The 14,190-nt window shown below is 58.2% G+C and carries 14 protein-coding genes and 2 tRNA genes; 1 reads left to right on the top strand and 15 read right to left on the bottom strand.

All coding sequences use genetic code 11. The features are described 5' to 3' along the window. Nucleotide 1: 1 nt before the first annotated feature. The 15 genes from PG897_RS05480 to ruvA all read right to left on the bottom strand — a co-directional run bounded on the left by PG897_RS05480 (nt 2) and on the right by ruvA (nt 11,824). Nucleotides 2–77: transfer RNA gene (locus PG897_RS05480), tRNA-Val, on the bottom strand. A 30-nt stretch (nt 78–107) separates the two neighbouring features. Next, nucleotides 108–183: transfer RNA gene (locus PG897_RS05475), tRNA-Lys, on the bottom strand. Nucleotides 184–357: 174 nt separating this feature from the next. Then, the gene (gene ybgF / locus PG897_RS05470; protein ID WP_201880107.1) at nt 358–1,167 is read right to left on the bottom strand and encodes a tol-pal system protein YbgF; all 810 of its coding nucleotides are present in this window, start codon (nt 1,165–1,167) and stop codon (nt 358–360) included. Nucleotides 1,168–1,325: 158 nt separating this feature from the next. Next, complete coding sequence (gene pal, locus PG897_RS05465; protein ID WP_005304908.1) at nt 1,326–1,850, bottom strand: peptidoglycan-associated lipoprotein Pal; 525 nt, start codon at nt 1,848–1,850, stop codon at nt 1,326–1,328. A gap of 49 nt (nt 1,851–1,899) precedes the next feature. After that, nucleotides 1,900–3,225 carry a Tol-Pal system beta propeller repeat protein TolB gene (gene tolB / locus PG897_RS05460; RefSeq protein ID WP_010636193.1) on the bottom strand — a complete coding sequence of 442 codons (1,326 nt, stop codon included), beginning with the start codon at nt 3,223–3,225 and terminating at the stop codon, nt 1,900–1,902. A 94-nt stretch (nt 3,226–3,319) separates the two neighbouring features. Next, nucleotides 3,320–4,477, bottom strand: a complete 1,158-nt coding sequence (gene tolA, locus PG897_RS05455; protein ID WP_017765796.1) for a cell envelope integrity protein TolA — start codon at nt 4,475–4,477, stop codon at nt 3,320–3,322. Nucleotides 4,478–4,482: 5 nt separating this feature from the next. After that, nucleotides 4,483–4,929, bottom strand: a complete 447-nt coding sequence (gene tolR / locus PG897_RS05450; protein WP_005304918.1) for a protein TolR — start codon at nt 4,927–4,929, stop codon at nt 4,483–4,485. Then, a complete protein-coding gene (gene tolQ, locus PG897_RS05445) occupies nt 4,929–5,618 on the bottom strand; it encodes a protein TolQ (protein ID WP_005304921.1) in 690 nt (229 codons plus the stop codon). The genes tolR and tolQ overlap by 1 nt, the downstream gene beginning before the upstream one ends. Next, a complete protein-coding gene (ybgC, locus tag PG897_RS05440; protein ID WP_005304924.1) occupies nt 5,608–6,015 on the bottom strand; it encodes a tol-pal system-associated acyl-CoA thioesterase in 408 nt (135 codons plus the stop codon). Before ybgC ends, tolQ begins: the two co-directional genes overlap by 11 nt. A 105-nt stretch (nt 6,016–6,120) precedes the next feature. Then, entirely contained in the window at nt 6,121–6,432 is a 312-nt protein-coding gene (locus PG897_RS05435; protein WP_041203624.1) for a cyd operon YbgE family protein, read from the bottom strand. Continuing rightward, nucleotides 6,419–6,535, bottom strand: coding sequence for a cytochrome bd-I oxidase subunit CydX (cydX, locus tag PG897_RS05430; protein ID WP_005304933.1), 117 nt, complete (start codon nt 6,533–6,535; stop codon nt 6,419–6,421). The genes PG897_RS05435 and cydX overlap by 14 nt, the downstream gene beginning before the upstream one ends. Nucleotides 6,536–6,549: 14 nt before the next feature. Continuing rightward, nucleotides 6,550–7,686 carry a cytochrome d ubiquinol oxidase subunit II gene (gene cydB, locus PG897_RS05425; RefSeq protein ID WP_010636191.1) on the bottom strand — a complete coding sequence of 379 codons (1,137 nt, stop codon included), beginning with the start codon at nt 7,684–7,686 and terminating at the stop codon, nt 6,550–6,552. Nucleotides 7,687–7,698: 12 nt separating this feature from the next. Further along, nucleotides 7,699–9,255, bottom strand: a complete 1,557-nt coding sequence (gene cydA / locus PG897_RS05420; protein ID WP_005304948.1) for a cytochrome ubiquinol oxidase subunit I — start codon at nt 9,253–9,255, stop codon at nt 7,699–7,701. A gap of 935 nt (nt 9,256–10,190) precedes the next feature. After that, nucleotides 10,191–11,201: a Holliday junction branch migration DNA helicase RuvB gene (ruvB, locus tag PG897_RS05415; protein WP_005304949.1), complete on the bottom strand. Its 1,011-nt coding sequence runs from the start codon at nt 11,199–11,201 to the stop codon at nt 10,191–10,193. Between the two features lie 8 nt (nt 11,202–11,209). Continuing rightward, entirely contained in the window at nt 11,210–11,824 is a 615-nt protein-coding gene (gene ruvA / locus PG897_RS05410) for a Holliday junction branch migration protein RuvA (protein WP_005304953.1), read from the bottom strand. A 237-nt stretch (nt 11,825–12,061) separates the two neighbouring features. On the opposite strand from ruvA, the gene PG897_RS05405 reads away from it, so the two are divergent. Further along, entirely contained in the window at nt 12,062–14,071 is a 2,010-nt protein-coding gene (locus PG897_RS05405; protein WP_201880104.1) for a methyl-accepting chemotaxis protein, read from the top strand. Nucleotides 14,072–14,190: the final 119 nt, after the last annotated feature.

Here is a 14,190-nt window from a genome sequence, read left to right as displayed (position 1 = left end):
CTGGTGGTCGTTACTGGGATCGAACCAGTGACCCCCTCCTTGTAAGGGAGGTGCTCTCCCAGCTGAGCTAAACGACCTGGGAATTCTGTCTCCACCTGGTGGAGAAATGGTGGGTCGTGCTGGATTCGAACCAGCGACCAATTGATTAAAAGTCAACTGCTCTACCGACTGAGCTAACGACCCTCACCACGACCAGGACCAACTGCAATGCTGCACCGGCTCTGACGGCGGCCTATATTACGGATTTATCATCCTGGCGCAACAGAAAAATCTTAAATTCCATCTGTTTGTTCACTGCGCATACAAAGCGAGGCTGTATTTACAAGACTGTTACGAAAACAGTGACATGCGGCAAAGTTACAGCTTGCTCAAACTCTGCTTGGCCAGCTGGGCCGGCGAGGTGTTGGGATACCCCTTGATCACCTGCTCATAGAAGTTCTTCGCTTCCGCCTTCTTGCCGTCAAGCTGTGCCAGCATGCCCAGCTTCAACAGGGCGTCGGCTCGCTTGGGAGACTTGCTGAACTTGGTAGCCACAGTGGTGAACTGGGCGGCAGCGCCGGTCCGATCCCCCTTGTTGAACAGCAGCTGACCCAGCCAGTAATGGGCGTTGGGAACATAGCTGGAGCTCGGGAACTGCTTGATGAACCCTTCGAAGGCCGGAATTGCCTTGTCGTAGTTCTTCTCCTTGAGCACCATGTTCACGGCCGCATCATAGGCCTGATTCTCGTTCTGGTTGGTGGAGTAGTTGGCCGCGGCGGCCGGCGTCGCGCTCGCAGCGGCGGCTGCCGGGGCTGCTGGCGTAGCAGCAGGCTGGCTGTTGGCCACCTTGTCGAGCTCCTGATAGAGCTGGCGCTGACGCTCCTGCGACTGTTCCATCTGGTAGGTCTGCTGCTCCAGCTGGCCACGCAGCTCGGAGACCTCCCCTTGCAGGGCATCCACCTGTTGCTGCAAATCGGCCTGCAGGCGCAGACGGGCGTTGAGCGTGCGTTCCAGCAGGGCAACCCTGTCTTCCAGGCTGCCGGTGGGCACGATGGCGCCGTTGTTGCCGCTTAGGACAACCCCGCCACCCGAGTCACCGCTCAGATCGCTCACCGGTGCCGCAGCTTGCGCATTCATAGCAACCAATACGGCCAGCGCAACAGCAGCTTGCTTGTACACAGATTTCATTCGGATCAAACCTTAGCGTTTAGTGCAAATAAAACGGCCAGCGCCATCGTCGCTCGCTTATACAGATTTCATTCGGATCAAACCTTGGCGTTTAGTGCAAATAAAACGGCCATCGAAATGGCCGCTTGCATATAAACGAACTTCGTTCGATTCAAACCTTAGTAAACCAGGACCGCACGGCGGTTCTTGGCAAAGGCATCCTCGGTGTGAGACATATCCAGCGGCTTCTCTTCGCCATAGCTGACGATGGAGAGCTGCTCAGCCTGCACACCCAGGGTTTGCAGATACTTGGCAACAGCCTTGGCACGACGCTCGCCCAGCGCGATGTTGTACTCCGGAGTACCGCGCTCGTCGGCGTGGCCTTCGATCAGTACTTTGACGCTCGGGCGCTCACGCAGGTAGCTGGCGTGGGCATCCAGCAGGTCGGCGTATTGACCCTGGATGTCGTAACCGTCGAACGGGAAGTAGATCACGTTGTCACGCTGCAGCGCTTCGAACTTCTGACGCATCTGCTCTTCCGGGGACAACATGCCGTTCGCGCCACCGGTTTGTACACCGCCCATGCCGTCGGTCATGCCTGATTCGGCGCCAGCGGCGTCGGAATCAGAAGAGGAGCTACAAGCGGCCAGGGTGAACAGTGGCAGTGCGATGGCCAAACCCTTGAGCAGTTTATTGAGTTGCATGCTATTTCCTTAAACCTTTATAACAAAACAAAAAACAATTGGATTTTTATCAATTCAAGAAGGGCGACCAAGCTGGTGCACGAATTTCACCGCTACTGGTCGGAAGCACAGCCTTGAAGCGACCATCAGTCGACACCAACGCGAGACTCTTACGACCCTGATAGATGGTGGCATAAATGATCATGCTGCCATTGGGAGCCACACTTGGCGACTCATCCAGCGCGCTCTGGGTAAGGACCAGCAGGGCATTGTTTTCCATATCCTGACGGGCGATACGGTATTGCCCCTGAACCCGGGTCACCATCACCATGATTTTGCCATCAGGAGTAATGGACGCACCCTGGTTGGATTCACCTTCCCAGGTCATCCGGCGAGTCATGCCAGTCGCCAAATTTACGCTATAAATCTGGGGTTTGCCACCACGTTCAGAGGTGAACAGCAAATTTTGACCGTCCGGCATCCAGGAGGGTTCGGTGTCGATTACCCGGCTGGTTGTGACGCGGGTCAGCTGCTTGCTAGCAACATCAACGACATAGAGATTCGGTGACCCGTCCTTGGAGAGAACGATAGCCAGACGACGACCATCCGGAGACCACTCCGGCGCCCCGTTGATGCCGCGGAAGCTGGTGATCAGGCTGCGCTGCTGGGTGTAGATGTCCTGCACGTAGATTTCGGATTTCTGGTTCTCGAAGCTCACGTAGGCCAGCTTGCTGCCATCCGGCGACCAGGCTGGGGACATCAGCGGCTCGCGGGAACGCAGCAGGGTCTTCTCGTTGTAACCGTCGTAGTCGGAGATCCGCAGCTGATACGGGAACTGGGTACCCTGCTGCACGGAGACGTACGCCAGACGGGTCAGGAAGGCCCCGCGCTCGCCGGTCAGCCGCTCGTAGACGATGTCGGAGATGCGGTGGGCAAACTGGCGCATCTGGGCACCCGGGATGGTCGCCATCCGGCTGTCCAGGATGTAGCCATTGCTCTCGCCGCCCTGGGTCTTGGCCAGCTGGCCCTTGAGCACGTCGACCAGCTCGAAGTTGACCTTGTAGGTACCGTCGCCGACGGCGGCGATGGAACCGACCACCACGGCTTCGACGCCTTGGGAGGCCCAGGGTGCGAAGTTGATTTCACCGCTGGAGCTCGGGGTCTGCGGCATCTGGCCACGGGCCAGCGGTCTGAACTTGCCGCTGCGCATCAGATCGTTGGAGACCACTTCCGCGATGTCCTGCGGCAGCTGGCCATTGCCTTCCCACTTGAAGGGGGCGACGGCGATCGGTCGTGCACTGTCGATACCGCCTGTGATGACGATGTCCAAGGCCGCCTGGGCGCTCTGACCCAGCAACAAACAGCCAACCAAAGCAAAAAACACTTTTCTTATCATGGCTTAAACACTCGGTTCCAAAATAATGAGAGATTAACTTCCTTTCTCGGCAAGACGCTGCCAACCACCTTACTCGATCCCCTCGCCATCAGTGCTAGATGTTAGGTTCCAGCTTGAGGTTGAACTCCTTCAACATCTCGAATGCCGCAGGATCCTTGGGTACCGGCAACTGATTGGCCTTCAGTACGGCTGCTTTGCCGGAACGACATACCGCCGGGTCACCCTGGCCGTTATCTACCGAGATGACAAAGCCAGTGCTCGCAAGACGTACGCCGATAGTACATGTTTTGCCCCGCATGGTGGGATCCAAAATCATATATCGCTCAACAGTCGCCTTGATAAGCGCCGCATATTTGTCGACTTCACCCTTGGCCGCCGCCGATGCCGCCTGACTGCGGGCATTGGCCTCAGCCGCCAGCTGCTGCTGCATCATGTCTTCCATCTCTTTTTGCAGCTTGGCCTCCTCGGCCGCTTTGCGCTTGCGTTCAGCCGCGATCTTGGCCTGCTTGTCGGCCTCCGCCTTGGCTTTCTTCTCTGCGTCAGCTTTTGCCTTCTTGGCCGCCTCTTCCTTGGCTTTCTTCTCGGCTTCAGCCTTGGCCTTCTGCTCGGCCTCCGCCTTGGCTTTCTTGTCCGCTTCTGCCTTCGCCTTTTTCTCGGCTTCGGCTTTGGCTTTCTTTTCGGCCTCCGCTTTCTTGGCCTTGGCCTCCTCAGCCTTGGCCTTCTCTTCGGCCTCTTTCTTCTCTTGTTCCTTTTTCTTCTTCAGCGCCAGCGCCTTGCTCTCTTCTTCCGCGGCCTTGCGCTCGGCCTCCGCCTTCTTGGCCTTCTGCTCTTCGAGCTTGCGGGCTTCCTCGGCTTTCTGGGCCTTCTCTTCCGCCTGCTTCTGCTCGGCCTGCTTCTTCTGCTTCTCTACTTCGGCCTTGCGGGTGGCCTCCTCGGCCTCCTTGCGCTTGGCCTCTGCAATCCGCAACCGTTCCTGCTGCTGGGCCAGCTCGCGCTTGGCGATGTCCGTGTCTTCCTTATCCTTCTCTTTCTCTACCTTCTGCGGCTTGGGCTGAGCCTTCTGCTGCTGGATCTGCTTGGCCTGCTCGTTGAGGAAGTTCTCGTCGAGCATGACGGCATTGACGATCTGCCCCTTCGACTCGGGTCGCTTCGGCTTGCTGAAGTCGAGCCCGACAAACAGGATGATGCCGATGATCAGGTGCAGCAGAAGCGACGCGATGAGATAACCGGAAATACCACGCTTCACATCCATCTCCGTCAGTTCACCGGATCTGTCATCAGGCCGACCTGAGGCACACCGGCTTTCTTGAGGGCCACCATCAGCAGGATCACCTCTTCGTAGCGCACCGACTTGTCACCGGCCACCACCACGGGGGCGTTCTGGTTGATGGCCAGGTAACCCATGGCTTTCTCGGTGATGTACTGCTGCATCGCCTCGGGCGTCCCGCTCGGGACGGGTTCGTCTTCGGCCTCACCGGCCTTGATGACGTACTCGCCTTCGGTATTGACGCTGACGATGAAGGGCGGCTTGGCATCTTCCGGCAGCTGCTCGGACTCCGCCTGCGGCAGGTCAACCTTGACCCCTTGCGTGATCACGGGCGTCACCGCCATGAAGATGATAAGCAGCACCAGCATGACGTCGATATAGGGAACCACGTTGATCTCGGCCACCTTCTTGCGCCGGATCCGCTGATAGGTTTGCATTACTGATCACCCTGCTGCTGAGCAATTTGACGGTTCAGAATGGTGGTGAACTCGTCCATGAAGTTGGCGTAGGCGTTCTCCAGCCGCTCGACCTTGTTGGAGAAGCGGTTGTAGAAAATAACGGCCGGGATGGCGGCAAACAGACCCATGGCGGTGGCGATCAGCGCCTCCGCGATACCGGGGGCCACCATCTGCAGGGTCGCCTGCTGCACCTGCCCCAGGGCGATAAAGGCGTTCATGATCCCCCAGACGGTACCAAACAGACCGATATAGGGACTGATGGAGCCGATGGTCGCCAGGATCGGCAGGTTGGACTCGAGATCGTCCACCGCGCGGGAGAGGGAGACGCGCATGGCACGGTAGGTACCGTCCATCACCGCATCCTGACCACGGGCGCCGGCCTTGAGCAGACGGGCATACTCCTTGAAGCCGGAGTAGAAGATGTCTTCCATGCCTTCGATGTCGTCGCGGCGGGAAGAGGACTCCTGGTAGAGACGGTTGAGGTCAACCCCGGACCAGAATCTGTCTTCGAACTGCTCCGATGCGATATTGGCTGCCTTGATGGCCTTGGAACGCTGGATGATCAGCGCCCAGGAGACGACCGACATGCCCATCAGGGTCATCATGACCAGTTTTACCAACAGGCTGGCTTGCCAAAACAGGCCAATAAACGAAATTTCAGCGTGCACTTAACAGCACTCCCTTCACATTTTCAGGTATTGCAACAGGTTTCATATGCGGATGACTGACACAGGCTATCTGTACCATGGCCTGGGTGATCAGTCGTCCATCAGCCGCCAGTATCCGTTGTGAGAAGCGCATGGAGGCGCGTTTCACTTCGGTCACTTGCGTCAATACAGTCAAAAGCTCATTAAAACGGGCCGCCGAGCGGAAATCGATCTCTGTTCGACTCACCACAAACGCGTACCCGGCGCCCAGCAGGACATCCTGTTCGATGCCGCCAGCACGCAGGAACTCGGTGCGAGCACGTTCCATAAACTTGAGATAATTGGCGTTGTAGACGATGCCCCCGGCATCGGTGTCTTCGTAGTAGACACGCACCGGAAACTCAGAGACTTCCCCCATAACAATCTGTGATCCATACGACAGTCAGATGGGGGGCTATCATAGCGCAGGGCTGAATAGGAAAGAAGCAGGGGGAAGCAGGGAAATCCTGCCTCCTCCCGTTTTTTATGAAAGGAAATAGCCTTGAGTCAGCCAGAGCCCGTACAACAAACTGGGCAAGGCGAGCCAGGGGAAAAACAGCACGCGACCGACGAGGCTGCGGGGATGGAATCCCAGCCCGTGCATGACCCCGCAACAGACCGCCCACATCAGCCAGGGCGCCAGCCAGAGGCCATGTTCGCTGGTGTTGGCGGCCACCAGATTGGGGGCCTGTAAAATAGCGACGGCCAACAGGGCCGCCGCTACCAGCATCAACCCCTGCCAGGGTTGGCGCTCCAGAGGAGCAGCCAACCGGGCGAGTCGATCACTTGTTCTCATCGATCTGGCGATCCATGTTCTCGGTGTGTTCCAGCCACAGCGCATTGATGATGCCGAATGCACAAGCCAGCAGCAGACCCAGGATCCAGGTGAAATACCACATATCAGGGCACCTTCTTAGTAGAGCGATTGTTGGTTGTCTTCGATGTGCTTGCTGGTCACCCGGCCGAACATCTTGATGTAGGTCCACAGGGTATAACCCAGCACAATCGGTACGAAGATGGCGGCCGCTACCGTCATCACCCGCAGGGTGTTGAGAGAAGCGGTGGCATCCCACATGGTCAGGCTCAGTGACGGCTCAAGGCTTGAGGGCATCACGAACGGGAACATGGAGAAGCCGGCAGTCAGGATCACGCCGGCAATCGCCAGGGAGGAGCAGGTGAACGCCAGCCAGCCCTTGTTCAGCTTGGCAAACAGCGACGTCAGCAGGCTCATCGCCAGACCCAGCACGGGTGCTGCAATCATCCAGGGATAGAGGCTGTAGTTGTTCATCCAGGCACCGGCCTGACGCACCACTTCCTTGTTCATCGGATTGGAGACGGCATCGGTCGCGGCCGCCTTGACCACCACATAGCCTTCCATGCCGCTGACCCAGAAACCGGCCAGTGCGAACAGCACCAGGGTCACCAGCGAGCAGATCATGGCGGCGGTGCGGGAGCGGGCCAGCACTTCACCATCGGTCTTCATCATCAGCCAGGTAGCGCCCTGGGTGACCAGCATGAACAGGCTCACCAGACCGGCCAACAGGCCGAACGGATTGAGCAGACCGAAGAAGTTGCCATGATAGGTCAGCATCATGAACTGGTTGAAGTCGAACGGCACGCCCTGCAGCAGGTTGCCGAACGCCACGCCAAACACGATGGGCGGTACCGCGCTACCGACGAACAGCGCCCAGTCCCAGTTGCTGCGCCACTTGGCATCTTCACGCAGGGAACGGTACTTGAAACCGACCGGGCGGAAGAACAGGGCCATCAGGGTCAGGATCATGGCGATGTAGAAGCCGGAGAAGGCTGCCGCATACACCATGGGCCAGGCTGCAAACAGGGCACCACCGGCGGTCACCAGCCAGACCTGGTTCCCTTCCCAGTGCGGGCCCATGGTGTTGAGCATCACCCGACGCTCAACATCTTTCTTGCCGACGAAGGGGAGCAGTGCGCCCACCCCCATATCGAAGCCGTCGGTGATGGCGAAGCCAATCAGCAGGACGCCGACCAGCACCCACCAGACCAGGCGCAACATTTCGTAATCAAACATGGGTTGCTCTCCTTATGCCTTGCTCTGTTCGAAGTGGTACTTGCCGGTCTTCAGGCTGCTTGGGCCCAGACGCGCGTACTTGAACATCAGGTACATCTCGATGATCAGCAGTACGGTGTAGAACAGGCAGATCCCGATAAGGGAGAACCAGATCTCGGAGGCCGGCACGTTGGAGGCCGAGACCGAGGTCGGCAACACTTCGGCGATGGTCCAGGGTTGACGACCGTATTCCGCGACGAACCAGCCACACTCGATGGCGATCCAGGGCAGCGGGATGCCGTACAGCAGCGCCTTGAGCAGCCACTTGCGCTCGCCGATCTTGTGACGGGTACTGTCATAGAAGGCCAGGCCAATCAGCACCAGCATCAGCATGCCGCAGGCAACCATGATGCGGAAGGCGAAGAACAGCGGCAGTACTTGCGGGATGGAGTCATCCACGGCGGCCTTGATCTGCTCGTCGGTGGCGTCGGTCACGTTGGAGGTATAGCGCTTGAGCAGCAGACCGTAACCCAGGTCCTGCTTCACCTCGTCGAAGCGGGCGCGGGTATCGTCAGACTTGTCGCCGGACTGCAGCTTGGTCAACAGGTCGTAGGCGGTCATGCCGTTGCGCACACGCAGCTCGTGCTCGCTCTTCAGATCCTTGAGACCGGTCACCTGACCGTCCAGCGAACGGGTGGCGATGATGCCGAGGGCATAAGGGATCTTGATGGCGTAGTCGGTGCGCATCTCTTCCTGGTTCGGGATGCCGAACAGGGTAAAGGAAGCAGGCGCAGGCTCGGTGTTCCACTCGGCCTCGATGGCCGCCAGTTTCACCTTCTGCACTTCACCCGTCTCGTAGCCGGACTCGTCACCGAGGATCAGCACGGAGAGGATGGACGCCATGCCGAATGCGGCCGCGATGGCGAAGGAGCGACGGGCGAAGGCCACGTCACGATGCTTGAGCAGGTAGTAGGAAGAGATGCCCAGCACGAACATGGCGCCAGTGGTATAGCCTGCCGCCACTGTGTGGACAAACTTCACCTGGGCAACCGGGTTGAACACCAGATCGGCGAAGCTCACCATCTCCATGCGCATGGTTTCGAAGTTGAACTCGGCACCGACCGGGTTCTGCATCCAGCCGTTGGCAACCAGGATCCAGAGCGCGGAGAGGTTGGTCCCGAGCGCCATCAACCAGGTCGCAGCCAGGTGCTGACGCTTGGAGAGCCGATCCCAGCCGAAGAAGAACATACCGACGAAGGTGGATTCCAGGAAGAATGCCATCAGACCTTCGATGGCCAGCGGGGCCCCAAAGATATCGCCGACATAGTGGGAGTAGTAGGCCCAGTTGGTACCAAACTGGAACTCCATGGTCAGCCCTGTGGTGACCCCGAGGGCAAAGTTGATACCAAACAACTTGCCCCAGAACTTGGTCATGTCCCGGTAGACAGGGTTGTTGGTCATCACATAGACAGACTCCATGATCGCCAGAATGAAGGCCATTCCGAGCGTCAAGGGCACAAACAGGAAGTGATAAAGGGCTGTCGCAGCGAATTGGAACCGCGATAGGTCTACCACATGCTCAGCAATCATGATGTTTCCTCACCGATTATTGGCACGGCTATTTTAAGTTTTAAGACAAAGCTTCCGTTGGAAGTCCCCGAATTATCGGTCATGTTCCAGTTTTGCACTGACGACCGGATTCGACTGCCACCACATTAACAACAAGGCAATAATAGGGAACAAAAAAAGCTAATGTTTAACAATTACAAAACAATCAAGCTTGCTTTATTCCTGCCCATAATGACCTGAGTTTTATATCACCTTTATTTGATTGAAATCAATGTAAAACCACCATCAATACATGCCTTTCAAAGGCATTTTCACGACCCTTTCCAATTATTTTAGAGAGCTGGGTCACAAAAAAATAAAAATCGCAAATCATTGATTTAAATCAACTTTAATCTTGAAACAAATAAGTAATGCTTCTGTTAAAAAACAACTCTCAAGGGTGTTTTCATCATGTTTCCCTCGCTTGTCCCCAGCCAGAATAAAACTAATTAAAAACCAATAAAAACGCATATCCATGCTAATTCGACAAGACCATCAAATGATTAGTTAATCTAATCTGAGATGGGTAATTTTTCTTGTTTGTCCGAGTCAGACAGAGCTCCTACAATGCGCCTCGCAGTGAGGGCATACCCTTGGATACAGGCCGGTCAATCTGGGTTCCCGGTACGTATTCGATGAACATTTCGAACCTGTCTATTGGAATTAAAGATGAAAAAGTTTGTTGCTAAAACCATCCGTTACTACAAGCTTTCGTTCGTTCAGCTCTATCAAATGAACCGACTCTGAGGCCTCGCGACGGCTCATTCCGTTTTTTACCGGTCTGTCTCCAGACGCACTCACTGTCTGTGAACATCCATCCTGAATTGTCTTTGCCCACCGCATCCGCAGTGGGCTTTTTTTTGCCCGGATAACAAAAAACCGCCCTTGAAGGCGGTTTTTTGTTCAATCAGCTGTTTTTACCCTTCATCTGGCCTTTGCAGGCCAAAATGCGCATAAGCTCTTGGTGTCGCGATCCGCCCTCTGGGTGTACGTTGCAGGAAGCCCTGCTGGATCAGATAGGGTTCGAGCACATCTTCGATGGTGTCCTTCTCCTCGCCGATGGCCGCAGCCAGGTTGTCGAGCCCCACCGGCCCCCCCAGAAACTTATCTATGACAGCCAACAATAGCTTGCGGTCCATGAAGTCGAACCCTTCGTTATCCACGTCCAGCATGTCCATGGCTCGGGCCGCTATGGGTCCGTCAATCCGGCCGTCGGATTTCACCTGGGCAAAATCCCGCACCCGGCGCAACAAACGGTTAGCAATTCGCGGCGTACCGCGCGAGCGACGCGCCACCTCCAGCGCACCGTCTTCCGTCATGTCGAGCCCGAGGCAACGGGCGCTGCGGGCGACGATGTCGGTCAGATCCCTGACGTTGTAGAACTCGAGGCGCTGCACGATACCGAAGCGATCCCGTAGAGGGCTGGTGAGAGAACCGGCCCGGGTCGTCGCGCCGATCAGGGTGAAGGGGGGCAGGTCAAGCTTGATGGAGCGAGCCGCCGGCCCCTCACCAATCATGATGTCGAGCTGGTAATCCTCCATCGCCGGGTAGAGCACCTCCTCCACCACCGGGCTGAGGCGGTGGATCTCGTCGATGAACAGCACGTCGTTCGGCTCGAGGTTGGTGAGCAGCGCCGCCAGATCGCCGGCCTTCTCCAGCACGGGACCGGAGGTGGTCTTGATGTTGACCCCCATCTCGTTGGCCACTATGTTGGCGAGCGTGGTCTTGCCAAGCCCGGGCGGGCCGAAGATCAGCAGGTGATCGAGCGCCTCGCCGCGCTGGCGCGCCGCCGCGATGAAGATCTCCATCTGTTCGCAGACCGGATCCTGGCCGGTGTAATCGGCCAGCAGCTTGGGTCGGATGGCCCGATCGATGACTTCTTCCTCACGCCCGCCAGCGGCGGAAATGAGGCGATCCGCTTCAATCATTCTCTACCTCACACCAGGCTGCGCAGCGCTTCACGGATGATATCCTCCACCGACATGCCATCCACCGCCACCTTGCTGACGATCTGGCTGGCCTGCTGCGGCTTGTAGCCGAGTGCTACCAGCGCACTGGCGGCCTCTTCGCTCGAATCCGGCGCCCGCAGGGCACTCTCCTTCGCGGGCAGGGTGATCTCGGCCGGCGAGAAGAGATCGTGGCTGACCCACCCCTTGAGCCTGTCCTTCATCTCCACCACCAGTCGCTCGGCAGTCTTCTTGCCAACCCCTGGCAACTTGACCAGGGAGCTTATCTCCTCGCGCTCGACACTCAGCACGAACTGGGTGGCGGTCATGCCGGAGAGGATGGCCAGCGCCAGCTTGGGGCCGACCCCGTTGGTCTTGATCAGCTCGCGAAACAGCGCCCGCTCCTGCTTGTGATTGAAGCCGTACAGCAGCTGGGCGTCTTCCCGCACCACGAAGTGGGTGTGAATGACCGCTTCCTTGCCGATCTCGGGCAGATCATAGAAGCAGCTCATGGGCATGTGCACCTCATAGCCCACGCCCCCGACCTCCAGCAATACCTCGGGGGGTTGTTTCTCAATGACTACGCCTCTCAAGCGACCAATCACGGCTCTCTCCTCGCCAAACCAGCTATCTGTAAATTGGCTCATAGCATAAAGAATAACTGGATAAGTATCCAGCATAGGGCGGCGGGACCGCAGCGGATTTTCGGCACATTCGTGCGTTCCAAGCCATGCTTGGATCCGAGCCGGGCAACAACTTTATTTTCCATCTGGCATGGCATTTTGTTGCCACTGATAAAACACTAAATTGGGTTTGTTTGGAGCCAAGGAAGGTCCTTAATCATGAAAATCGTCACCACATCGAACCTGGGGCTGGCCATTCTGCTCAGCTGCACGCTGGGCATGGGCGTCGTCGGCTGGTATGGCAGCCAGCGGCTGGCGGATCTGCTCTCCTATGTGCTGGGTGCCGCCTGGCAGACTGCAGACGGCGCCATGGAGGGCTCCATCGAGCTCGGCAACCAGTCGCTCTACATCCAGAAGATGCTCAGAGGCATGCCCCTCGACGAGCAGGAGCTGCAGCAGGCCAGAACCGCCACCACCGACGCCATGCGCCGGGTGGGCGAAGGCCGGCTCATCGATGACGCCGCCATCAACACCATGAACCAGCAGCATCAGGTCTACCAGCAGCAGCAGGAACAGCTGCTGGCGCTCTACCAGACGTTTACCCGCCTCGATCAGGCGCTGCGCGCCAGTTCTGAACGCATGTCCCGCCTCTCGACCCAGCTCGAGGTGGTGGGTGATGGCGCGGTCGAGAGCCTCACCCAGTCACCGGATCAGGCCATCAGCTGGAATGGCGGACTGGCAACCCGCTGGCAAGCGGCCGATGGCGGCATGGAGGCCAATATAGGCTTCCTCCGTCAGCTCTATGCGTTGGAGAAGATGCAGAGCGAAGGGCTCACCCCCGCCATCCAGAGCGAGATGGAGGAGGCGACCCGCTTCTACCGGGAGGCGGTCGACGCCATGCTGGCCAGCGGACTGTTTGACGTGCCCGCTGAGGGAGAGTTTGCCGGCCAGTCGCTGGCAACCCAGTATCGGGCGCTGGAAACCGAGGTTCAGCAATTGATGGTGCAGTGGATGGCAGCCCTTGGCGAATATCAACGCCAGCTGATCAGCTATGAGCGCAGCGCCGATCAGCTCAAGAAATTGCTGGTCGACGTGGAGGCAAAGGGCGATGCCACGGTCGAGGATCAGGTGGGTCAGCTCAACACCATCATCAACCATACCAAGAGTCTGATCCTGGGCGGCCTGCTGTTCAGCCTGCTGATCGTGACCCTGTGTGGCTTCTGGCTGGTGCGCGCCATCGTGCGGCCCCTACTGCAGGTCAATCGGCGCATGCAGGACATCGCAGCCGGTGAAGGGGATCTCAACGCCCGCATCAACCTCAGGCGTGACGACGAAATCGGCTCGCTGGCCGGCAGCGTGGATCGCTTCATCGAGAAGCTGCAGAAGATGATCAGCTCCACCATGGACAACAACCAGCACATCAGCGAGCACGTGCACACCTCGGTCAACCGGGTTCAGGCCATCAGCCAGAGCAGCCGCCAGACGGCCGAACATGCCCAGGCGCTGCACCATGACAGCGAGCAGATGGTGCAGGTGGCCACCACCATCTCGGACAACTGCAGCCTGGCGGCACAAAACGCCAACGAGGTGCGCCAGCTCACCACCGAGAGCAGCCAGTATGTATCCTCCGCCAGCGCGGGCATGCAGCGGGTGGTGATGGAGGTGGGCGAATGCGCCACCGCCATCAACGCCCTCAAGGAGCAGGCCAGTCAGATAGGCCAGATCATCTCCACCATCAGCGGCATTTCCGAGCAGACCAATCTGCTGGCGCTCAACGCCGCCATCGAGGCCGCCCGGGCCGGCGAGATGGGCCGCGGCTTTGCGGTGGTGGCCGACGAAGTGCGCACCCTGGCCAATCGCACCGCCTCTTCCAGCGCCGAGATCAACGAGGTGATCAACAGCATCCAGCAGCAGACCGAAACCGCCTATATGATGATGCAGCGCAACCTGAAGACGGTGGAGTCGGGCATGGCGGATTCCGACAACACCAAGCAGATCCTGTTCAAGGTGGAAGGCGCCATCGACCACCTGGCGGACATGGTGCAGCAGGTGGCGGACGCCACCGGCCAGCTCTCCCATACCCTGAGCCACACCTCGGACAAGGTCTCCGGCATCAGCCAGCAGGCCCAGACTGGCGAGCAGGAGGCGCAGGAGTGCCTGCAGCTCGCCTCTTCTCTCCATCAGGCCAGCCTGCTGCAACAGCGGTTGCTGTCGCAATTTCGGGTCTGACCGCAGCGGGGGCGATGCCCCCGCTTTCTCCCATCGTACGAATTTAGCCCTTGGGCCGCAGGGCCCGTCCTGTTAAAATTCCGCTCTTGAAATTATCCAGGGCCCCGCCGCCCGTCTTA

This window comes from Aeromonas sp. QDB20, assembly GCF_027707805.1.
Lineage (GTDB): Bacteria > Pseudomonadota > Gammaproteobacteria > Enterobacterales > Aeromonadaceae > Aeromonas > Aeromonas dhakensis.
This window is presented reverse-complemented; position numbering and strand designations above follow the sequence as displayed.